Annotated in this window: 25 protein-coding genes; 24 read left to right on the top strand and 1 reads right to left on the bottom strand. The window is 30.3% G+C overall.

Features of this window, described 5'->3' with window-relative positions; genetic code table 11:
* The first annotated feature begins 2 nt into the window (after nucleotides 1-2).
* From MHB40_RS14450 to MHB40_RS14425, 6 genes are all read left to right on the top strand, one after another.
* The gene (locus MHB40_RS14450; protein ID WP_342532648.1) at nucleotides 3-1,022 is read left to right on the top strand and encodes a hypothetical protein; all 1,020 of its coding nucleotides are present in this window, start codon (nucleotides 3-5) and stop codon (nucleotides 1,020-1,022) included.
* A gap of 6 nt (nucleotides 1,023-1,028) precedes the next feature.
* Entirely contained in the window at nucleotides 1,029-2,084 is a 1,056-nt protein-coding gene (locus MHB40_RS14445) for a PD-(D/E)XK nuclease family protein (protein WP_342534785.1), read from the top strand.
* A gap of 13 nt (nucleotides 2,085-2,097) precedes the next feature.
* Nucleotides 2,098-2,676 (top strand): NUMOD4 domain-containing protein, encoded by a 579-nt coding sequence (locus tag MHB40_RS14440; protein WP_342532647.1) that lies wholly within the window; start codon nucleotides 2,098-2,100, stop codon nucleotides 2,674-2,676.
* Nucleotides 2,677-2,678: 2 nt separating this feature from the next.
* Nucleotides 2,679-4,532, top strand: coding sequence for a hypothetical protein (locus tag MHB40_RS14435; protein WP_342532646.1), 1,854 nt, complete (start codon nucleotides 2,679-2,681; stop codon nucleotides 4,530-4,532).
* A gap of 81 nt (nucleotides 4,533-4,613) precedes the next feature.
* Nucleotides 4,614-5,633, top strand: a complete 1,020-nt coding sequence (locus MHB40_RS14430; RefSeq protein ID WP_342532645.1) for a hypothetical protein — start codon at nucleotides 4,614-4,616, stop codon at nucleotides 5,631-5,633.
* A 77-nt stretch (nucleotides 5,634-5,710) separates the two neighbouring features.
* Nucleotides 5,711-6,028 carry a hypothetical protein gene (locus MHB40_RS14425; protein WP_342532644.1) on the top strand — a complete coding sequence of 106 codons (318 nt, stop codon included), beginning with the start codon at nucleotides 5,711-5,713 and terminating at the stop codon, nucleotides 6,026-6,028.
* A 39-nt stretch (nucleotides 6,029-6,067) separates the two neighbouring features.
* Here the strand turns inward: MHB40_RS14425 and MHB40_RS14420 are convergent, their stop codons facing one another.
* Nucleotides 6,068-6,226 carry a ribbon-helix-helix domain-containing protein gene (locus MHB40_RS14420; RefSeq protein WP_342532642.1) on the bottom strand — a complete coding sequence of 53 codons (159 nt, stop codon included), beginning with the start codon at nucleotides 6,224-6,226 and terminating at the stop codon, nucleotides 6,068-6,070.
* A gap of 92 nt (nucleotides 6,227-6,318) precedes the next feature.
* Between MHB40_RS14420 and MHB40_RS14415 the strand changes: the two genes are divergently transcribed.
* From MHB40_RS14415 to MHB40_RS14330, 18 genes are all read left to right on the top strand, one after another.
* Nucleotides 6,319-7,518 (top strand): transposase, encoded by a 1,200-nt coding sequence (locus tag MHB40_RS14415; RefSeq protein WP_342532640.1) that lies wholly within the window; start codon nucleotides 6,319-6,321, stop codon nucleotides 7,516-7,518.
* 84 nt (nucleotides 7,519-7,602) lie between these two features.
* Complete coding sequence (locus MHB40_RS14410) at nucleotides 7,603-7,800, top strand: hypothetical protein (protein ID WP_342532638.1); 198 nt, start codon at nucleotides 7,603-7,605, stop codon at nucleotides 7,798-7,800.
* 40 nt (nucleotides 7,801-7,840) lie between these two features.
* Entirely contained in the window at nucleotides 7,841-8,050 is a 210-nt protein-coding gene (locus MHB40_RS14405; protein ID WP_342532637.1) for a hypothetical protein, read from the top strand.
* A gap of 9 nt (nucleotides 8,051-8,059) precedes the next feature.
* A complete protein-coding gene (locus tag MHB40_RS14400; RefSeq protein WP_342532636.1) occupies nucleotides 8,060-8,539 on the top strand; it encodes a hypothetical protein in 480 nt (159 codons plus the stop codon).
* Nucleotides 8,540-8,660: 121 nt separating this feature from the next.
* Complete coding sequence (locus tag MHB40_RS14395; RefSeq protein ID WP_342532635.1) at nucleotides 8,661-9,017, top strand: hypothetical protein; 357 nt, start codon at nucleotides 8,661-8,663, stop codon at nucleotides 9,015-9,017.
* A 280-nt stretch (nucleotides 9,018-9,297) separates the two neighbouring features.
* Nucleotides 9,298-9,993 (top strand): hypothetical protein, encoded by a 696-nt coding sequence (locus MHB40_RS14390; RefSeq protein WP_342532634.1) that lies wholly within the window; start codon nucleotides 9,298-9,300, stop codon nucleotides 9,991-9,993.
* 48 nt (nucleotides 9,994-10,041) lie between these two features.
* Nucleotides 10,042-10,476, top strand: a complete 435-nt coding sequence (locus MHB40_RS14385) for a hypothetical protein (RefSeq protein ID WP_342532632.1) — start codon at nucleotides 10,042-10,044, stop codon at nucleotides 10,474-10,476.
* Nucleotides 10,477-10,595: 119 nt separating this feature from the next.
* A complete protein-coding gene (locus MHB40_RS14380) occupies nucleotides 10,596-11,363 on the top strand; it encodes a hypothetical protein (RefSeq protein WP_342532631.1) in 768 nt (255 codons plus the stop codon).
* Nucleotides 11,364-11,674: 311 nt separating this feature from the next.
* A complete protein-coding gene (gene tnpA, locus MHB40_RS14375; protein ID WP_342532630.1) occupies nucleotides 11,675-12,076 on the top strand; it encodes an IS200/IS605 family transposase in 402 nt (133 codons plus the stop codon).
* A gap of 16 nt (nucleotides 12,077-12,092) precedes the next feature.
* Nucleotides 12,093-13,541 carry a transposase gene (locus MHB40_RS14370; protein ID WP_342532628.1) on the top strand — a complete coding sequence of 483 codons (1,449 nt, stop codon included), beginning with the start codon at nucleotides 12,093-12,095 and terminating at the stop codon, nucleotides 13,539-13,541.
* Between the two features lie 145 nt (nucleotides 13,542-13,686).
* Nucleotides 13,687-13,959, top strand: coding sequence for a hypothetical protein (locus MHB40_RS14365; RefSeq protein ID WP_342532627.1), 273 nt, complete (start codon nucleotides 13,687-13,689; stop codon nucleotides 13,957-13,959).
* A gap of 230 nt (nucleotides 13,960-14,189) precedes the next feature.
* A complete protein-coding gene (locus tag MHB40_RS14360) occupies nucleotides 14,190-14,471 on the top strand; it encodes a hypothetical protein (protein ID WP_342532625.1) in 282 nt (93 codons plus the stop codon).
* Between the two features lie 34 nt (nucleotides 14,472-14,505).
* A complete protein-coding gene (locus MHB40_RS14355; RefSeq protein ID WP_342532624.1) occupies nucleotides 14,506-14,769 on the top strand; it encodes a glutaredoxin domain-containing protein in 264 nt (87 codons plus the stop codon).
* A 51-nt stretch (nucleotides 14,770-14,820) separates the two neighbouring features.
* Nucleotides 14,821-16,092: a ribonucleotide-diphosphate reductase subunit beta gene (locus tag MHB40_RS14350; protein ID WP_342532623.1), complete on the top strand. Its 1,272-nt coding sequence runs from the start codon at nucleotides 14,821-14,823 to the stop codon at nucleotides 16,090-16,092.
* Between the two features lie 69 nt (nucleotides 16,093-16,161).
* Nucleotides 16,162-17,838: a ribonucleoside-diphosphate reductase subunit alpha gene (locus tag MHB40_RS14345; protein WP_342532622.1), complete on the top strand. Its 1,677-nt coding sequence runs from the start codon at nucleotides 16,162-16,164 to the stop codon at nucleotides 17,836-17,838.
* A gap of 58 nt (nucleotides 17,839-17,896) precedes the next feature.
* Nucleotides 17,897-18,526 (top strand): hypothetical protein, encoded by a 630-nt coding sequence (locus tag MHB40_RS14340; protein ID WP_342532621.1) that lies wholly within the window; start codon nucleotides 17,897-17,899, stop codon nucleotides 18,524-18,526.
* A 949-nt stretch (nucleotides 18,527-19,475) separates the two neighbouring features.
* On the top strand, nucleotides 19,476-21,104 hold the full coding sequence (locus tag MHB40_RS14335; protein WP_342532619.1) for a transposase: 1,629 nt from the start codon (nucleotides 19,476-19,478) through the stop codon (nucleotides 21,102-21,104).
* Nucleotides 21,105-21,174: 70 nt separating this feature from the next.
* Nucleotides 21,175-21,336: a hypothetical protein gene (locus tag MHB40_RS14330; RefSeq protein WP_342532618.1), complete on the top strand. Its 162-nt coding sequence runs from the start codon at nucleotides 21,175-21,177 to the stop codon at nucleotides 21,334-21,336.
* The last annotated feature ends 25 nt before the right edge of the window (nucleotides 21,337-21,361 follow it).

Below are 21,361 nucleotides of genomic sequence, written 5' to 3'. Positions count from 1 at the left end.
AATTGAACATTCATGCATTAAAACAACAAATTATAGATAATGAAGAACTAATCGAATTGATACTTAATGATGCGGGGTTTACAGATATAAATGGTGACTTTAATCAAGGGAATGAATATAGATGTTCGTGGGAAGAGGGAGGTAACCCTACTTCAGTTCGAGTTAACAAGTCTACATTGTCATCTGATTGCTTTTCTAAGGGGATAAAAGGCGACATCATTACTCTAGTGAGTGAAAAATTGAACCTTTCCTTTACAAAAACAATAGATAGGTTGTCCAGATTAATTGACTTTGAAGATATTAATGAAGCCATCACTTTACCATTCGATGGATTCTTTAATGAAATATTAAATTTAGTTGATGACAATTTCGATGATCTCAAAACTTTTGACGAATCAATACTAGATAATTATTTAATACTCCCTTCTGAGAGGTTTTTGAAAGATGGAATAAGTTATGAAGTACAGCAGAAATACAAAGTAGGATATGATGTTGCATCAGGTAGAATAATTGTTCCGTGGAGAAACTTAGAAGGTAAATTAGTTGGTATTATGGGTAGGTTAAATAAAGAAGAAATAGAAGATCATGAAAATAAATGGTTTCCAGTTATAAGTTTCACTAAATCAAAAACTATATTTGGATTCAGTGAAAATTATGCAGCCATACAAGAAGCTAGTTTTGCAATGATAGGTGAATCAGAAAAATTTCCTATGGCACTATCATCAAAGGGAATACATTTGGGATTGGGACTAGGGGGGAATAATTTAAGTCAATTTCAAGCAAATAACATAAAATCATTATTTCCTAAGAAGATATTGGTTTGTATGGACGAAGGTTTAGATGAAGATATATCAATTGAAATAGCAAGAAAACTTAAAATTGATACATTTTTTGAAAATGAAGTTGGATACATATATGATGCGGAAAATAAATACTTACCTAAAGGATCAAAAATGAGTCCTTCAGATTTACCTTTAGATGAAATGAAGAAATTAATAGTGGAATGTAGTAAGAAGGTATAGGAGGTAATTTATATAAAGCGAATTAATAATGAAGTAGAAGAGGGTCTAGTTAAAAAACTAAGAGCTGAAGGTAAAACAATATACTCTATATCAAGAATAAATACGATGAATACATGTAACTTTGAATATTATAATACATACATAAAAAAGAACAGAGGAATTAGTAATTGTTACGGTGAAGTTGGAAGTGAAATGCATGATTACATTGAAAATATATATCGAGGAAACATCACAGACACATCTGACTTTAATCAAAAACTACATAATAAATTGTTGGAATTAGAAATAATGGACTTAGACTTTCCTAGTGAAGTGATCAAAAATTCATTTGTAAAAGATATGGATCACTTTACAAAGAACTTTAATAAATTGGATGGTAATTTTACATTAGAGAAAATGTTTGTTACTCAGATAGGAGAATATTATCTACTTGGTTATATAGATGCTATTCAGCAGTTAGATGAAAAAATAAATATTATTGACTGGAAAACATCATCTAAGTTTACAGGTTCAAAACTGCAAGAAGCAGGAAGACAGTTAGTAATTTATAAACTTGGTCTTGAAAAGACTTCAGATATCAAAATTAATGAAATTAAATGGGCTATGCTCAAATACATAAATGTTTGTTGGAAATTAAAGAATGGCAATATCAAAAAGAAAATGGTCAATCGAGGTAAGTTAATTAAAGAAATGAAAAATACATTTGAAAAAGAAATGTTAACTTCAGGAATGGATGAAATTGAAGTAGGTATGATTTTAATGCTTGCGGAATCAAATAATTCATTTAAAGATTTACCGAAATTAATTACAGATAAGTATTGGCTAGAAGATTGCTTTGTTGAGTATGAAGCAACAGAAGAAGTAATCAAAGAGGTAGAAGACTATGTTGTAAATACGATTGAAAAAATAGAAAACAAAGATATACATAATGAAAGGGAATGGAAACCTTTAGATTTCGATAAAGAAGGAACATTTTATTGCAACACTTTATGTAGTCATCGAAAAACGTGCAAGTTTATAGCTCAATACAATAAAGAAAATCCATTCAAGAAAAGTTTCTAGGGAGGGTAAATAGTTGAGTTATTTACTACAAGAGATTTGGAAGCCTGTAGAGGGTTATGAAGGATTATATGAAATTAGTAATTATGGCAAGCTAAAAAGTTATTATGATAAGAATGGTAGACAAATGATTGCCGAAGGTAGATTGTTAAAAGGTAAGAAGGATAAGGATGGTTATATTGAATATACATTATCTAAAAATAAAGTATATAAATGCAAAAGAGCGCATCGACTAGTAGCTTCTGCATTTATTGAAAACCCATATAATCTACCTCAAGTAAATCATATTGATGGAATAAAGAGTAACAATTATGTGAGTAATTTAGAATGGTGTGACGTTAAACATAATGCCAAACACAAATACGATACAGGTTTAGGAGAATACTCAAGACATATGGCAAAAATGACTCACGGTAGAAAGTCCAAGCTTCTAAATTTGGAAAATGGAGACGTAATACATTTCAATAGCATGTATGATGTGGATTTATATCTAGGTAAAAGATACGGATTCACAAAGGATACTGTGAGAAGAAATAAGAATTATAATGATAAATTCAAAAAGTTAGGTTACAAGATATTACTGGAAGGAGAATGATTATGAGTGAATTATTAAAAGGTAGACGATTAATCTTCTTTGACTTTGAAGTTCTATCTAAATTAAAAATGCCAGACACAGGAACTTCCTATTGGTGCGTAGTATTTATAGATTATGAATCAAAAGGTATGCGAATTATAAAAAACAATGTAGATGAGTTACGTAGTTTCTACAATACATGTAAAAATGACATATTCATCGGTTATAATTCACGTAACTATGACCAATATATATTTAAAGGTTTGTTGTTAGGATTAGATGCTGGTTATATCAGTGATCAATTAATTGAACATAATAAAAAAGGATATCAAGTTGTACCTAATGGAAACAAGGTTCAATTTTATACATATGACTGTACAAACAAGTTTAATAGTTTAAAACAACTTGAAGCTTTCATGGGGTCTGAAATAAAAGAATCAGACGTTCCTTTCAATATTAGTAGGTTGTTAACTGAAGATGAAGAACGTGATTTAATTAAATACTGTATACATGACGTAAAAGAAACTATAAATGTATTCGAAAAATCAAAAGGTGAATTTGATAGTCATATTACTCTAATGGACATGAACAATATGGGCATTGAACTTATGTCAAAAACTAACGCTCAATTGACTGCTATTATATTAGAAGCAGAAAAAAAGAAACTTCCTGATGACGAATTTGATTTTATTTATCCAGACACAATAGATATAAACAAATACACAAATGTAGTTGAATGGTTCGAAGGTGTAAAATACAATTACTCGTCAGATGACAAAAAGATTGAGTATATTTGTGATATCGCAGGTATGGAAGCTACCGTGGCTCTTGGTGGTATTCACGCAGCGACACCCAATTATAGTGAAGAAGGTATATTGGTTTCTGCGGACGTGGCGAGCCTTTATCCTGCGTTAATTTTGGAGTATGGACTAATGACTAGAACTGTTGAATCAGATGCTAAATTCAGAGCAATTAGAGATAAACGATTGGAATATAAGAAAGCTAAGAACCCATTACAAGCGCCACTAAAAATTGTAATAAATTCAGTGTACGGGTGTTTCGGTGATCAATATAACGCTTTGTGCGATAAAAGAATGATGCGGTCAGTATGCGTAGCAGGACAATTATTACTTACTGATTTAGTAGAGAAGATTGAACCGTATTGTCAAATTTTTAACTTAAACACAGATGGTGTATTCTTCAAAGTTGATTCTTACGAAACTCTAGATAAAATTAAGGAAATAGCAAAAGAGTGGGAAACAAGAACAAGGTTAGATTTAGAGTGGGAAGAGTATGTGAAAGTAATCCAGAAGGATGTGAATAACTATATCATAGTAGATAAGGATGGAAAGTACAAAGGTAAAGGTGCTTACGTTAAAGATCTAAGTGAACTGGATTATGATTTACCAATAGTAAATGAAGCTTTAGTTAACTATTTCGTACATGAAACACCACTGGAAGAAACAATTAATAAGTGTACTGAGTTACATAAATTCCAAAAAATAGTCAAACTAACATCTGCATATAAATACGCAATGAAAGATTGTACATTCTCAAAGAAGAAAGTGTTAAATGAGTTAACTGGTAAAATGAATACGAAAACTTCATGGGATGAAAACGGTGAAATTTTACAAGATAAAACGTTTAGAGTATTTGCTTCATTAGATGAAAATGATGGAGGAATATTTAAACGTAAAGAAGATAAGAATCCTGAAAAGTTTGCTAATACTCCAGAAAAGTGCTTCATTGATAATGGAGATGTTAGGGAAAAAGAAACTCCAGATAAATTAGATAGACAGTTTTACATTGATCTAGCTCAAAAACGAGTAAATCAATATCTAGGAGTTAGTAATCGTAAGAAGAAAACCGATAAATAATAAAATACATAATTAAATAAAAATTAAATATTATTAAAATATAGATAAGGAAGTGTTATTCTGCAAACAAAACACGTTGTAATGTTCTCAACAGGAGCAGGAAGTGCATGGTTAGCTAAATATGTAGTAGACAAGTATGGTAAGGAAAATACAATCATCTTAATTACAGATACTAAATGGGAAGATGAAGATAATTACCGTTTTATGAAAGAAGTTGCAGATTACATTGGAGTAGAAATTACTGAGAAATCAGATGGACGTACTCCAGAAGATATATTTAGAAAGGATTTGTATTTTGGAAACTTCGGAACAGCTCCATGTAGTAAAGAGTTGAAGATGAAACAAACATTTTTATACATACAAGAATTAATTGAACAAGGCATTTTGCCAATTTTATATTTCGGCATTGATTATAAAGAAGCTAGACGTGCTCCTAGATTAGCTTATAACTATAAACATAATGTAGATGTGTTTGAGGATGGAGTAGAGTTACGTTTCCCTCTAATAGCTGAAATTGATGGTGAACCAGTAAACGGCAAACAATTAATACATAATAGAGATTTTCTAAATTCTGATAAAATGCCTAAAGTATACAATAAGGAAATTTATGAATCATTAGAATCCCAAGGAGCAACTATTTGTAATGCAAATCCGAAGCACGAAATCGAGAATGCTTGGGGAATTAAATTACCAAGAATGTACAGTGCTGTTGAAGAAGCAGCTAAAGATAAGAGTAATATGAAGGCAAATGAACTTTTAGAAAAAGGAGTCAAAGGTTTTTCTCATGCAAATTGTGGAGGAATTTGTGTTAAGGGAGGCATGGGGCATTACTCTATATTGTATGCTGTATGGAAAGATCGGTATTTAAAAATGGAAAAGTTGGAGCGAGAAATTAATGATGCTCAAATTGCAAAGAATGGCAGACGCTATACAATTTTAAGTAAACTGATTCCTACTGGTGAGTTTGATGAGAAAGGTAAAGAGAAGAAAAAGAAAGTACCTTATTCATTAGAAGAATATCGATTGGAAGTTTTAGAGGGAGATATTAACTCAAATATAGAAATAGAAGAAAATACGATTTCATGTGAGTGCGTTTTCTAATTATATAAATACATAATTATATATTAAATAATATTCATCTTTTATTAAAAATACATAAGCAAAATGGAGGTAAAATATTGACTGAGTTAAAATGTGATCAACAAGATACTAACGAAAGAGAAATTTCTATACCGATACACAATATCATCGATGTAAATGGGTTAAACGATTTAAAAAAACATATTAAAGACAGATACTACAGTGATACGATATTAAATTTTAAATTTGAGGAATTGAATTTTCCAAATACATATGTATTAGTTAGTTCTCTATATGAGCCTTATGAATATAATGGGGAAGATGATATTTGGTTAAGAGATAGAGTTCAGTTAGATATTTTTAGTATAGATAATTTTAAAAGAAGATTAATTAGTGAGATTACTGATTTCAAATAAAACACGCATATTAATGAAAATACATAAAAAAGAGTCTACTTATTTTTTAGTAGACTCAAGTAACATCGTGATCGCCTTATCCAATAATTTAGAAATTGGAATATCGGTTTCTTTAGAATAAGCACGTAACTCTTCAAGTAATTCAGTTTTTACAGCACTACCTATAGGAGTGCGAGTTTTCAAATCGCTTCTAGCCATTATTATCACCTCATAAATATTATAATATTCCCAATTACTTCTTGCAACTGATATCAGTTTATAGTAGTATATGGATAAAGGAGGTGAGAAGAATGTTAGAAGGAAGAGTTGAACAGCATCATATAACTAAATATCATCCAATGTTTAAAATCTGCAATGACTACTGTAAACGATCAAAGAATTTATATAATCACGCTAACTACATTATACGACAAGAATTCATCAAGAATAACAAATTTATAAAGTATAACGATATGGCTAAATTAATGAAGGTAGAGGATTCATTCAAATTATTTGGTTCTAATTCAGGTCAGCATACTCTTAAAATCTTAGAACGAAATTGGAAGTCATTTTTCGTTGCGATAAAGGATTGGAGTAAAAGACCTGATAAATATTTAGGCAGACCGAAGTTGCCGAATTACTTAGATAAAGATAAAGGTAGATTTGTTTGGATATTGACTAATGTACAAAGTAAGATTGTGGATGGTTATTTAAAGTTTACGTTCAAACCACTACATCCATATAATGGATTAATAAAAACAAATGTAACAGGTAAACATATGCAAACTCGCATAGTTCCAAAGGATAACTACTATATATTAGAAATCGTTTACCAAATCGAAGTACCAGAAGAAACAGAGAGTGAAAATAGAATTCTAGGTATTGATTTGGGATTAAATAATTTAATGACGATTCAAAACAACTTTGGTGAGAAGCCATTTGTCATTAATGGTAAACCAATTAAATCAATGAATGCTTATTACAATGCGAAGAAAGCTACTATGCAATCTGAATTAAAAAGGGTGAACGATAAGAATTGGTCTAAAGGATTAGCTAGATTAACAATGAAACGAGATAATAAGCTAAATAATTATTTGCATATGGCATCTAGATATATAGTTGACTATTGCGTTGCATGTAATGTTGAGGTAGTTGTAATAGGTAAAAATGACAAATGGAAGCAAGAATTTAAAAGACAGTCAAGTTTTATTCAAGTGCCATTTGAAAGACTAATTCACCAAATACAGTACAAGCTACGAGAAACAGGTATTAGAGTAATTCTTACCGAAGAATCATACACAAGTAAGGCTTCATTTATTGATTATGATGAGATGAAGAAGGATACAGTTTTTAAAGGTAAAAGAGTTAAGCGTGGTTTGTATAAAACTAATACAGGCGAATTGATCAATGCAGATGTAAATGGGGCAAGTAATATTATTAGAAAAGTATTCCCAAATGCTTTTGATGGGATAGAGGGTGTAGGTTTTCATCCATCGATTGTGAATTTGTAAGTTGAATTCGTTAACAATTGAGAAGAAAGTCATTTTGACTTTTAATAAATTCACACTATTATAAAAGAATGGAGAAGATTGATTATGAAAAAAGATAAATTAAATACATTTAATAAGTTTATTAGTGGTGTAGGTATTGTAGCCGTACTATTAATTCTGTTAGCAATGTTGACAGGTTTTCATGAACCTACTAAGTTACTTATTTCTTTGCTTGGTTTATCCTACATATTTAAATCATTAAGTGACTTTATTCCAGAAGTTAAAGAAGATAAGTCTAAATAAAAGATTAGTGTTATTAAATACATAATTGGAGTTGATTCTTATGCAAGATGGGAAAACATTAACCGAACAGAATGTATGGGAGCATTATAAAAAGGTGGAAGCAGAAAACTTTCACCTCAAGAAACAACTAGCTAATAAGAATAAACAGATTAAACACTTGAAACGTGTGATCAGTACATGGAAAGGTAAGTTTGAAAAGCTTACAGAAAATCGTAAACCTAAGTACAAAAATACAGTTAGAAGAAAGTAGGATGATTTTATGAGTAACTTTTTAATGGACGTGTTGGAGTTAAAGGTATTTGATGAAAGTGGAAAATTTGTATCGAAACTAAATGCAGCTACAAAAGGTGAATTAGTACATAGTGATCAAGCATCGTATTTTGCAATTAATATTACAAACTTTGATATTGATATGATAAAAGTTATTGGAGAAGTTAACACTACCGAAGATTTGTCTGACTTCGAAAAAGAATTAACTCCTAAATCAACTAAAATTAAATTTAAACCATTATATCATAGTGACAATCAAAAGAAGTTTAAGCTAATTGCCGAAGGTGACTTATATAATAGTGATGGAATTGCATCTCACGACTTTAAAGTAATTATTAATAACGCAGTATTGACTTCTGGATTAGAATTTGAATTCAGTAATGTCAATATCAGCGAATATACACATGTATTTAGTATTCGTGTAGATGATAATGGAAATAGCTTTGAATTAGAGTTAATTGAGAAATAAGTAGTAATTATATTAGGAATATGGTGAATATCTTGATTTTTTTATCATATTCCTAATATAGAATTTAGATAAAATGACAATATTATTAAAAAATACATGATAAGAATGGAGAAAATAAATTATGACAATTTTACAAAACGCTTATAACGCTTATTTAACAAAGAAGTATGAGAAGGAGATCAATGAGTTTAAAGAGGTAGCTTTGACTGTAATTAAGGATGCTGAGAAAAAGTTAAAAGACGAGCTATACTTATGTGCAGTTCTTTCTGATAATAAACGTGGTACAGATAAAGTAACTAAGGATTTACTAGATCTAATCGAAATTGAGCGACTGGTCAATAAAAACACTTTAAATATCGAAGGAAGACTTTTTAATACTCGATATATTGATGAGTTAGGAAATGAGTATCAAAGGTTAAATAATCTGATTGTAAGAGGTGAGAAAGAAGTTACTGATTATAATCAGATAAAACCTTGATTAAGGATAAACAAGACGAAAAGCCAAATCTCAACATCTCTAAAACAGTGACAATTAACCCTTGGTGCGAGGTTAATGAAAAAGGAGTGGAACTAAATTTGACACTGCATGATAAAGGTAGTCAGCATTTAATTACATTAGATACCAAAGCCATGTCAAAGTTAGGGGACTATTTAAATCAAAATGTTTTTAAACGCTAAAGTAAGACTTAAATAATATTTTGATTTTATAAAAATACATAATTATAGGTGACGGCTAATCGTCAAAGGAGAAAATAAATATGGAAAACGTCATTAAAAATATGGAAATCGTAATTAAGAAAATCAATTCTAATTTAGAAGAAAAACATGTAAACGGTAATCTAATTAAAACTTTATCAAATACATATCAATCTTTATTAAATCATTTTAAAGTGATCCCCCATAATGAGAAGATTAAATACGAACATCTAAAAGAATTAAGAAAACATAAAAATGAACTCGTTAGTATTAATGATAAATTGCTGTCAGACATATTACAAAAAACACTTGAAAATGGAGAGTTAAGACAAGCAGATATCATTGCTACAGCATGTGACAAGATGAATAGGTTGATTTACGATCTTAAACACATCATAGAAATTGGTTATTCTAGCAACATTAAAGGAACTGTTTGGAGATTATTAAATAAATCATTGAAAGAAAATAGACTTGTTACAGTACCAAAGGTTTTAAGAGGTAGTGGGAAAACTCTATCCTTAGCCATTAGATGTTGTGAATTGAATGCAGCACTAGTTGTGCCTTACCAGATTCAAGAGGAGTACATAAAGAAGGAATTAGGGTTTGATATTGAAGTATTAGTAGGAAAAGATAAGGATTTATTCTTTGGGAAGCCTATGAAAAGTAAAAAGTTTTTAGTAGACGAGGGAGTCACACAGGAAGCAATCGAAAAATTGATTTTATGTGGGCGTGAATTCCTTGGAGGATTTAAAAATTAAATAAAAACCATATATTACGAAAATGATATACTAGAAAGGACTGATCGTATGACAGTGATGACAATTTTAACTGCCGATGACTTGTCTCATGTAAAAGTAGAAATTAAGAATGTTTCAGTAAAATATTATACATATCATGAAAATATTCCAGAAGAACTCTATTCACGCTTTAAATCAGATATGCCTTCTAAGATTATCTTTGGTTCAGAAAATGTTTATACAAAGTCATTTACAAAGATACTATATGATAATGGATATGAATTATCAGAAAATGGAGATGTTCTTTTTATTAATAATGATAAGATTTGTTATGCTACTTTGGAAAAAGAAGTTGAAAATATACTAGGACGATTCACATTAGAAATTAATGATGAGTATGATGCTGAAACTATACAAAACGCATTATTGAAGAGTGGATATATCATTTCATCTAAAATTATCAACGGTGTAACGCACATTACAATTCATAACAAATTAGATTAATTATAAAAAATACATAAAATAAGAAAGTAGGGAAGTTTATTTCTGCAAGAGAATCGCACAATTATATAATTGTCATATGAGATTCGAATGAGATATGTTTGTGGATAATAAGCGAATAAATGAAGAAGTTTAATAAGTCTGTGACAGTTCCAACTATTATCGTATGCACTCTTGGTTGGGGAGTATTTGCATCTAAAGTTATACAAGAGAACCATAAAGAGGTCAGTAGCAATGTACATAAATACACTTCTGATGACGTTGAGAAAAAGTTAGCTACTTATCGATTTATACCACCTTTCGATAGTCTTAAAAAAGAATATGAACGTTTGAAAGAAGAGGAAAGAAAAAGATTAGAAGAATCAGAGCGTCAACGCTTAGAGAAGGAGAGACGAGCTAAACTTGAACAAGAAAGATTGGCTAGGATTGAAAGAGAAAGACAATTAGCTGAAGCCAAGAGAATTGAGGAAGTTAAAAAGGCTGAACAGGTGCGATTAGCAAATGAAAATAAAAAGCAGCAAATACTGAATGGTAATAGTAATAAACAAGTAGATATTGGTACTCAATCAGGGTGGATTAATGCTGAATTCACAGCTTACACTGCATATTGTCCAGAGGGTTGTACTGGCACATCTGCGAGTGGTGTCTTCTTAGGCAACTCTGAATACTATCAAGGTTATAGAGTTGTGGCAAGCTATAAAGGACTTCCGCTATACACTTTATTAGAATTAAAATACCCTAATGGTACAACAGAAAATGCAGTAATCTTAGACAGAGGCGGAGCAATATCTCATACAGGAATTTTAGATGTGTTAGTTTCTAGTGAATCTAAAGCTAAGCAATTTGGAAGAATCAATGGTCAATATAGAGTAATTGGGAGTTTAAAATAAATACATAATGTTTGAGCGGAGATTGATAATACTCTTTCTCTGCTCAACTATCAAGGAAGGTGAATGATTATTGAAGTTTAGAAAAAGAATCAAGTGGATTAAAAAGACGAGGAAACTAAAAGTTAAATTAAAGGATTTATGCTTTAAGAAACCATTTTACAAACATCTGTATCAGCACATTAAAGATGAATTTGCTTACAACAATAGGCGAAAAGCCCACTCCTTAAGGTGTGGGATGGATAGCCGAATTAAATTAATATTTTTTGTATAAAACCATTGACCACATACACATTTGGTAGTATTATGTATATATGGATAATAAATATAGAAGAACTCAAACAACAGTAAGTTTAATTAACTACCACTTTATTTTCTGTCCAAGATACAGAAGAAAGATATTTTTAATTCCTCATGTAGAAGAACGGTTCAAAGAATTAGTCAAAGAAATATGTAAAGATATGGAAATAGAAATCATTACTATAAAGTGTGATAAAGATCATACTCACTTATTCTTAAACTGCTTACCTACATTGAGTCCTTCTGATATTATGCAGAAAATCAAAGGAATAACTAGTAAAAAATTAAGAGAAGAATTTTCCCAACTTGAAAAAATGCCTAGCTTATGGACACGTTCTTATTTTGTTTCGACAGCAAGAAGCGTATCAAGTGAAACCATTAAAATGTATGTTGAAAAGCAAAAAACAAGATACTAGAAAGGAGTGAATAGTCATGTCAAATTTTATTTTAACGTTATCTTTAAAAACTGAACCATTTCAAGAAACTATTTTAAATAAAAGGCTAGAAACTGGTCGTCAAATGTATAATGCTTGCTTAGGTGAATTATATAAACGTTATGATTCAATGAAGCAAAGTAAAGAATATCAAAAAGTATGCAAAATGACCAAAGGGAAAGAACGTAACAAACAATTTAACGAACTAAATAAACAATACGGTTTGACTGAGTATTCACTCCATACATATGTGAAACCAATGCAAAAACATTTTAAAACAAATATTGATAGTTTTACTGCTCAAAAAATAGCAACAAGAGTATTTAATGCTTTTCAGAAATTAATGTTTCACGAAGCAGATAAAGTCTATTTTAAGAAATATGATGAATTGAATAGCTTGGAAGGTAAAAGTAATAAAACAGGAATTCGATTTATTGATAACAAAATTCAATGGAATAAATTATCAATCCATGTCATCATCAAAAAGAATGATACTTACGCTCAAATGGCTTTATGTAATCCCGTGAAATACTGTCGTATTGTGAGAAAATTAATTCGTGGCAAGTATAAATTCTATGTTCAATTAGTATTAGATGGAATTCCACCTAAAAAAATTAATGCTGAAACAGGTGAAGTCAAACAACCTAGAAATGAAGATAAAGTTGGGATTGATATAGGTACTCAAACAATTGCTATTGCTTCCGAATCAGATGTTAAGCTGTTGGAGTTAGCGCCAGAAGCCAACAATATTGAACGTGAGAAACGAGTACTGCAACGCAAATTAAATCGTCAACGTAGAGCAAATAATCCTCATAAATTCAATGAAGATGGAACAATTAAAAAAGAGAATAAAGGAAAATGGATTCAATCTAACAACTGCATGAAAACAAAACATCAATTAGCAGAATTGCAACGGAAAATAGCAGATATTCGTAAACAATCACATAACAAATTAGCTAATTATGTGTTGTCTTTAGGCGATGATGTAAAAGTTGAACAGATGAATTACAAAGCTTTACAAGCGAGAGCGAAAGAAACGTCTGTAAACGAAAAAACAGGTAAAATTAATAAGAAAAAGCGTTTCGGTAAATCATTAGCCAATAAAGCACCGAGTATGTTTCTGACTATATTGGATAATAAATTGAAATACGATGATAAAGAATTAAAGAAAATTGATACGTATTCAGTAAAGGCGAGTCAATATAATCATTTTACTGATGACTATGTAAAGAAATCGTTAAGTGAACGTTGGAACGAATTTGAATGTGGAAATGTACAACGTGATTTATATAGTGCATTTTTAATTATGAACGTGAATGATGATTTAAAAACAATTAATCGAGATTGGTGTTTTGAGAAGTTTGATAAATTTAAAGAATTGCATGACGTGGAAATAGATAAAGTTAAGAATAGTGACAGTAAATTGATTAGTAGTATGGGTATTTAAAGTGATAAGTATTAAAATAAAATTAAAGGTTTTGAAATGAGCCTACAGGACGTTAATTCTAACAACAGTTAGATTGTCCATGAAAGTCTTATCGAAACAAATTAGTATTCTTATGATGTAATCATCCATTAGAGATGATGAGAGTATGAAAGAAATTTGTATAGATAAGAACCCCACTGCTTTAGCTGTGGGAGTTTCAGATATAGTTAGAAATGAACGTAGGAAAGCCAAGGATATGTTGGATGTCATGAAAAGTGCGAATGACAAGTTAAAACCTAAGCTTCCAAACATAAGTATTTTTAATAATACATTAGGTGAAGTAAGAGGAATTATTAATAAACAGAAGAATAGGAAATACAAGCCTAGAGAACTAACAGAGATAACATACGGAAATAATAATGCATTTACAAATACATAAGGATTGTGGTGATTAATATAAATTATATTGTAGTAGGAACGGATTGTAGTGGTAAGACAAGTCTAGTTGAAATGCTTTCTGACATTACAGAGTTTAAAATTTTGAAGGGTTCAAGTTTTCAACACTCAAAATGTACACAAGATGAATTATTTGAAAAGTTTCTAGAGTTTACTAAGATGGATAATGTAATATTCGACAGATTTACATATTGTAATGAAGTATATGCAGAAATGTATGATGACTTTGCAATGTTATCTGATGAGCAGCGTAGATTTATTGAACGAAAAATGAAAGATAAAGCAACAATCATTTACTTATATGCAGATGATAAAGTTTTAGAGCAACGATTTAATAATCGAGGCGATGATTATGTATCACTGGATAAGTTGAAATATGCTAAAGGTAAATACGAAGAAGCATTACATAAGGTTGAACATTTAGAAGTAGTAAAATTTGATACAGGTAAAATGACAACTAAACAAATTGTAGAGAATATTTTACTTAATTATTAATATGGTAAATACATAATTGAACTAATAATAAAAGTTGGAAGAGGATATACTTATGAAAAATAAATTAACATTAATTAAACGATCTGCACCAATGTGTCCAGATTGCCATAAAATGCAAAACATCTTAGAAGGAGAGGGAATTCCATTTGATACAATAGACATTGCTAAAGATAGTGATGCAATTGAGAAGTATAATTTATCAAGTGTGCCAGTAATCCTAATAGACAGTGATGAAGGTCAATTAAAATTAAATGGAATTCAGCCGATTGAAGTTATCAAAGAACTCCTTGAAGAATAACAATTTCTATTAAAGTGAATCAGTCAGATACATAAACAAGGAGGAAATAATTTGACATTAACAAAAACAATTAAGAAGAGAGATAACTCCGTAGTAGAATTTAAACTAGAGAAGGTTACTAATGCTATTAGCAAAGCAGGGAAGGAAACAGGAGAGTTTGACAGTGAAGAGTCAGAGGTGCTTGCTCAAGATGTATTAGAAGCATTGAGTAAATCAAATGATGGAGAAAATGAACTGTCCGTTGAATATGTTCAAGATATTGTAGAAATGGTTCTTCTTAATTCTAAGTATAAAGCAACAGCTAAGGCGTATATCCTTTATCGGGAAAAACGCTCACAAGAACGAAAACCTGATATTTTTAAGAGTCGAATAAATTTAAAACCTTATGAATATCCGCACTTAAATGAATATAAAGAGGCGATCCAACATTCATACTGGCTGCATACTGAGTTTAATTACACTTCGGATATTCATGACTATAAGGTTAATATTAGTGACAAAGAACGTAATGCGATTAAGAATGCAATGTTAGCTATTTCACAGGTAGAAGTTGCAGTTAAAAACTTTTGGGGAGATTTGCATAATCGTATGCCTAAACCTGAAGTAGGAGCAGTAGGTGCTACTTTTGGAGAGTCAGAAGTACGACATAGTGATGCATATTCTCACCTATTAGAAGTTTTAGGGTTGAATGATGAGTTTGAAAAAATTCAAGAAATCCCTGCTCTATCTAAGAGAGTTAATAGTTTAACGAGTGCTGTGAAATATCTTAAAACTGAGAGTAATAAAGATTTTACATTATCACTTATTCTATTTTCGTTATTTATTGAACACGTATCCCTATTCTCTCAGTTCTTAATTATCATGTCGTTCAATAAGTATAAGAATCTATTTAAAGGTATGTCTAATGCTATTGAAGCTACATCTAAAGAAGAACAATTACACGGAATGTTCGGTATTGAATTAGTTGGTATTATTAGAAATGAAAATCCTGAATGGTTCGATGAAGAATTGAGTAATAAAGTTTATGAAGCTTGTAAGAATACGTTTGAATCAGAAGTGTCTGTAGTGGATTGGATATATGAAGATGGAGATTTAGATTTCTTACCTAAAGCAGTAGTTATAGAGTTTATTAAAAATAGATTGAATAATTCATTAAAGAGTACTGGATTTGAACCTATTTTTGAAATCAATGAAGAATTAGTAGATCAGACAGATTGGTTTACAGATGAATTAGAAAGTACGAAACATGTAGATTTCTTTGATAAACGTTCAGTTAATTATACTAAGAGAACTAAAAGCATCGGAGCAAATGATTTGTTTTAATTAATAATAGAACCTTGGTATGTTATAAAACTGCCAAATTTTATTATTAAAAGGGAGTCTAATAAACTTATGGCATTTGAATGGTTAAACGAAAATAGTAGAAACTTTTTAAAAGGTGGATATTTAAAAGAAGGAGTTAGTGCTGAACATCGATTAAAAGAAATATCTGACCATGCTGAGAAAATTTTAAGAATTGAAGGATTCTCTGATAAGTTTTATACATATTTAAGTAAAGGCTACTATTCATTATCTTCTCCAGTTTGGTCTAATTTCGGTAATAATAAAGGATTAAGTATTAGTTGCTTTGGGAGTAATATTGATGATAACATGGCTAATATTTTATATACTCATGGTGAAGTTGGTATGATGAGTAAGTTTGGTGGAGGAACTTCTGGTTACTTTGGAAACTTACGTCATCGTGGAGCAGAAATAAAAGATAATGGTAAATCTTCAGGAGCAGTTCATTTTATGAAAATGTTTGAAACTCTTATTGATGTTGCATCACAAGGTAGCATGAGGAGAGGTGCATTTTCTCCATACTTGCCTATTGAACATCCTGATATTGAAGAATTTTTACAAATAGGGAGTGAAGGTAATCCTATTCAAAAAATGACTCATGGAGTAACTGTTACGGATAAATGGATGAAAGAGATGATTGCAGGGGATAATCAAAAGCGTTCTATTTGGGCTAAAGTTATTCAGAGTCGTGTAGAAATTGGATATCCTTATATATTCTTTACTGACACAGTTAATAATAATACTGTAGATGTATATAAAGATAAGGGTATGATAATTAATCAAAGTAATTTATGTACAGAAGTAAAATTACCAAACAACGACAAAGAGTCATTTGTATGTTGTTTATCTTCTATGAACTTATTACATTTTGATGAGTGGAAGGATACTGATGCAGTAGAAACTATGATTTATTTCTTAGACGCTGTTATTTCTGAATTCGTTAGTGACTTGGAAGCTATGAGAGATTCCGATGAACAAGAAAAACGAGATGCTTTCAAATATATGGAACGGGCTTATAATTTCGCTAAAAATCACAGAGCATTAGGTTTAGGTGTATTAGGATGGCATTCGCTTTTACAATCTAAAATGATTCCTTTTGAAAGTGTAGAAGCTTCTACGCTGAATGTTCGTATTGCTAAATTAATTGATAAAAGATCATTAAAAGCTTCAAAAGAATTAGCCGAAATGTTTGGAGAACCAGAATTATTAAAAGGTTATGGTAGACGTAACACTACCCGTTTAGCTACAGCGCCAACAACTTCTTCAGCATTCATTCTGGGTCAAGTTTCTCAATCAATCGAACCTCGATTCAGTAATGTATACGTTAAAGATGTTGCTAAAGCAAAAGTAACTATTCGTAATCCATATCTCAAAAAGGTTTTAGAATCTTATGGAAAAGATAATAAAGAAACTTGGAATAGTATTCGTAGTAATGATGGTTCTGTTCAGCATCTAGAATTCTTATCTGATCATGAGAAAGAAGTGTTTAAGACTTTCGCCGAGATTGACCAATATGTAGTATTAGAACAAGCTGCAATGCGTCAAAAATTTATTGACCAAGGACAATCATTAAATATTATGGTTAATCCTAAAATGTCAGCAAAGGAAATTAATGATTTATATATCTTTGCATGGAAAAATGAGATTAAGACTCTTTATTACCAACATAGTACAAATGCTGCTCAACAATTCAGTAAAGATAAGCTATGTAGTAGTTGTGAAGCGTAGTTTAATAAATATTACATAAGCAAATAAATCACAGAAATAAAAGGGGAAATATATAATTATGACAAAGACATTTAACAAGATGGATGAAATCATTCTAGTTACTGAACGTAAACAATTATTTACTACTGAAGAGTTATTATTTCAAGGAGTATTAAATGCTAAAGATAATCCTGAAACAGTTAACTCGATTGTAAATAATCTAAGTAGCAATATTAGTACAATGCGTCGTGGAGATGCTGAAGAAGATGTTACATACAAACAACCAATTCCATATGCAGTAATCAAAAAAGGTGATAGTTACTTTGGTTATACTCGTTTATCTGGAGGTGGAGAGACACGTTTACACGGTAGTATTTCATTAGGTGTAGGCGGTCATATGAATGTAATTGAGGGATTAGACAATTTTAATGAACTTCTACTGGAAAATTTAAATCGAGAGCTTAACGAAGAATTAGAGATTGATTCAGAGAAATTAGAAATAAAAGTTGTTGGATTAATTAATGATGATAAAAATGAGGTTGGTCGAGTTCACATTGGACTACTTGCTACTATTGAGTTATCAGAAGATGCTAAAGTAGAAGTTGCAGAAACTGATCAATTAGAGGGTAAATGGTACTCGATTAATGAATTAAAAGAAAATTATGAGAGATTGGAAAGTTGGTCTAAGTTTGTCGTAGATGCACTATAATTTTATAACAATAAATTGATGTAACTGACAGAATGAGGCTATAAATAACAAATTTGTATAATTAACTTTAAATAAATCATGGATATTATTTAAAAATTAAATTAAAAAATACATAAAAATGCTTGCAATGTGATTGCAATATGGTATTCTTAAATTAATAAATACATAAAATTTGCGGTAAGGTTAACGTGTAATATATCTCCTTACCGCAAACACCTAACTAACGTCAATAGAAATTAATATTTACTCTATTGATAACGCAGACTTCCCTGCGTGATACCAGTCCATTAAGCGAATAATGGCGAGAAGTGAATCGGATACATATTAAATCAGTAAATACATATAAATGTCAGAAAATAACGATTCTACACTCGGTAATCTCATACGAAAAATTCGCTGTAACAACCTACATAGTACGTGTGAGAAGGAAGAATCTGTTTTTCCCATTAAGTACACCTAAAAATGTAACAACCTACATAGTACGAACAACAAAATAATTTGAAAGGTGTGATGCTTAAAGGATCAATTAATAAGCAAGAGTTATAATCAAAAACTACTTGTGCAGACTCTCCTGCGCTATATCGAGAAGTCTTGGTCAACAAATACATAGAAAACTAATTTTAAATCTACCTTTGACACTCGATAAATTTACATATACAGAAAAAATGATTAGATATACATAATTTTCGCAGTAACAATTCATATGAGTATGTAAATAGAGAGAGATAATCCAATTCGTTTTGAGTCGTAAAATCTGTAACAATTCATATGAGTATGTAAATAGAGAGAAGACGGGTAATTAATTCATCAACTTCTTGACCACCCGTAACAATTCATATGAGTATGTAAGAGGTTGAATAATTATAAAATTTAGAAGTGTGAATCATAAGCTAACATAAAAATTCTGTCTTATTCGCACCAAATAAAAACTAAAAGGTAGGTAGTTAAAATGTCAGAAATTAAAAATAAACCATCAAAAAGAAATAAATCAGCAGAAGGCTTAACAACACGTACAATTAAAACTAGATTATTCGCACCAGTTGAAATCCAATCGAACAATAAGGTATTACAAGAGATTATGAGTAAAACAATTTATCATGGTATGTTTAAAGTATTACATCAAACTCGAGATATTGCTAATTTCACTATTCTTAAAACTTGGGATTATCATACTTATTCTTTAAATTACAGAAGTAGATACCATGAATTCTATAAAGAAAAATTTGGATTAGAGTTTGAAAGTATTAAACGAGAGTTCCCTCGTGAAAAGAAAGTAGTTCAATTGCAAGCAGACATTAGCAATTTAATTGGGGAACATTACAAATCTAAGAATGAAGCCTTATATTTAACTGGGATGAACAAAGCGTTACTTATTTTTAATGAAATAAATTCAACAAATAATCATTGGAAAGATGTATTAAGAGGGGAACGAGAAGTTCAATATCACGGAAAGCATATTCCTTTAGATATTAAAATGGAGGAAATGTCAGATGGTAAAGTTAAATTAAATGGACGTAGAAAGCCATTGATTAGCAAGATTAATAATGAATACTACATTAAGATTCATCTTTTTAGTGAAGAAGCAGTTAAAGATTTACAAGAATTCGCAAAAGAAAAGTACGAAGAAATTAAAGACGACTGGATTAAAAAAAATAAGGATATGACTTTTATAGATTTCGATATTCCTAAAATCCCTAGCTGGTTAACATTTAAACTAGGAAATAAAAAGAACACTGAATTTGCTACGATTGAAAAGATCATGAGTGGTGAGTATGAATTAAGTGCATCGAAGATTATTTATGATAAACAAAAGAGAAAGTGGGTTCTCTCATTAGGTCACAGCTTTAAACCTAATAAAATTAATAGCTTAGATAAAAATAAAATACTAGGAATTGATGTAGGCGTAGCAGTACCTGCCACTCTGGGAGTATCTGATGATAGCTATTATCGTAAATTTGTAGGTGACGGTAAGGAAATTAGAGACTTCGAGAATCAAGTTATTGCTCGTAAAAAACGTATTCAAGAATCACGCAAATGGGCTGGAAAAGGTTCTGTTGGACATGGTATTAAATGTCGTACTAAAGCAGTAGATAAGATTAGTGGTAAAATAGCTAACTTCAAACAAACTAAGAATCATAATTGGTCAAGGTTTATTATAGATGAAGCAGTACGCCTAGGTTGTGGTACAATTCAAATGGAAGATTTAACTGGTATTTCAGAGGAAAACACATTCTTAAAGACGTGGACTTATTATCAATTGCAACAATACATTACATATAAAGCTGAAGAAGTTGGTATTGAGGTTGTAGTAGTTAATCCCAAATACACATCTAGTAGATGTAATAAATGTGGAATTATCCATTTCGACAATCGAACGAAAGAAGAAAAGAAAAATAGTAAACCTAAATGGAGACCTACTCAAGATACATTCCATTGTCAAACTTGCAATCATAAAGTTAACGCCGATGTTAATGCTGCTAGAAATATTGCAATGAAAGATATTGAAAAAATTATTGAGAATCAGGTTAAGTTACAGCAAAAAGCGAGTAATCACGCATTGAAGTACTTAGTAGATTAAAATTCACGTAGAAATACGTTTAATATAAATAATACATAAGGTTAATAATTAACAAAAGGAGATTTTGTGTATGAGTAATGTTAAAAATAAAGAATCGCAGATGCATAAAGAGCTGTTTTTAGAGCGTTTAGGATTTAGTAGAGGTTCAGAATTACGGTATGTGAAGATTTCTGAAGATGGTAAATGGGTAAAAGTTGGAGTTAATGTTGTTCAAGAAGATAAAGTTAATTAATACATAAAAAATAGGAACTGTACAG

Source organism: Lysinibacillus sp. FSL K6-0057 (assembly GCF_038630885.1).
Classification (GTDB): Bacteria; Bacillota; Bacilli; order Bacillales_A; family Planococcaceae; genus Lysinibacillus; species Lysinibacillus fusiformis_F.
The sequence above is the reverse complement of the archived record's forward strand: the minus strand, read 5'-3'. Positions and strand labels throughout refer to the sequence as shown.

Coding starts and splice junctions, on each gene's coding strand:
- MHB40_RS14420 (WP_342532642.1), bottom strand. CDS start 6,226: ATGGCTAGAAGCGATTTGAAAACTCGCACTCCTATAGGTAGTGCTGTA.
- MHB40_RS14410 (WP_342532638.1), top strand. CDS start 7,603: ATGAAAAAAGATAAATTAAATACATTTAATAAGTTTATTAGTGGTGTA.
- MHB40_RS14415 (WP_342532640.1), top strand. CDS start 6,319: ATGTTAGAAGGAAGAGTTGAACAGCATCATATAACTAAATATCATCCA.
- MHB40_RS14430 (WP_342532645.1), top strand. CDS start 4,614: ATGTTCTCAACAGGAGCAGGAAGTGCATGGTTAGCTAAATATGTAGTA.
- MHB40_RS14400 (WP_342532636.1), top strand. CDS start 8,060: ATGAGTAACTTTTTAATGGACGTGTTGGAGTTAAAGGTATTTGATGAA.
- MHB40_RS14435 (WP_342532646.1), top strand. CDS start 2,679: ATGAGTGAATTATTAAAAGGTAGACGATTAATCTTCTTTGACTTTGAA.
- tnpA (WP_342532630.1), top strand. CDS start 11,675: ATGGATAATAAATATAGAAGAACTCAAACAACAGTAAGTTTAATTAAC.
- MHB40_RS14335 (WP_342532619.1), top strand. CDS start 19,476: ATGTCAGAAATTAAAAATAAACCATCAAAAAGAAATAAATCAGCAGAA.
- MHB40_RS14385 (WP_342532632.1), top strand. CDS start 10,042: ATGACAGTGATGACAATTTTAACTGCCGATGACTTGTCTCATGTAAAA.
- MHB40_RS14395 (WP_342532635.1), top strand. CDS start 8,661: ATGACAATTTTACAAAACGCTTATAACGCTTATTTAACAAAGAAGTAT.
- MHB40_RS14390 (WP_342532634.1), top strand. CDS start 9,298: ATGGAAAACGTCATTAAAAATATGGAAATCGTAATTAAGAAAATCAAT.
- MHB40_RS14340 (WP_342532621.1), top strand. CDS start 17,897: ATGACAAAGACATTTAACAAGATGGATGAAATCATTCTAGTTACTGAA.
- MHB40_RS14360 (WP_342532625.1), top strand. CDS start 14,190: ATGTATGATGACTTTGCAATGTTATCTGATGAGCAGCGTAGATTTATT.
- MHB40_RS14380 (WP_342532631.1), top strand. CDS start 10,596: ATGAAGAAGTTTAATAAGTCTGTGACAGTTCCAACTATTATCGTATGC.
- MHB40_RS14330 (WP_342532618.1), top strand. CDS start 21,175: ATGAGTAATGTTAAAAATAAAGAATCGCAGATGCATAAAGAGCTGTTT.
- MHB40_RS14365 (WP_342532627.1), top strand. CDS start 13,687: ATGAAAGAAATTTGTATAGATAAGAACCCCACTGCTTTAGCTGTGGGA.
- MHB40_RS14370 (WP_342532628.1), top strand. CDS start 12,093: ATGTCAAATTTTATTTTAACGTTATCTTTAAAAACTGAACCATTTCAA.
- MHB40_RS14345 (WP_342532622.1), top strand. CDS start 16,162: ATGGCATTTGAATGGTTAAACGAAAATAGTAGAAACTTTTTAAAAGGT.
- MHB40_RS14405 (WP_342532637.1), top strand. CDS start 7,841: ATGCAAGATGGGAAAACATTAACCGAACAGAATGTATGGGAGCATTAT.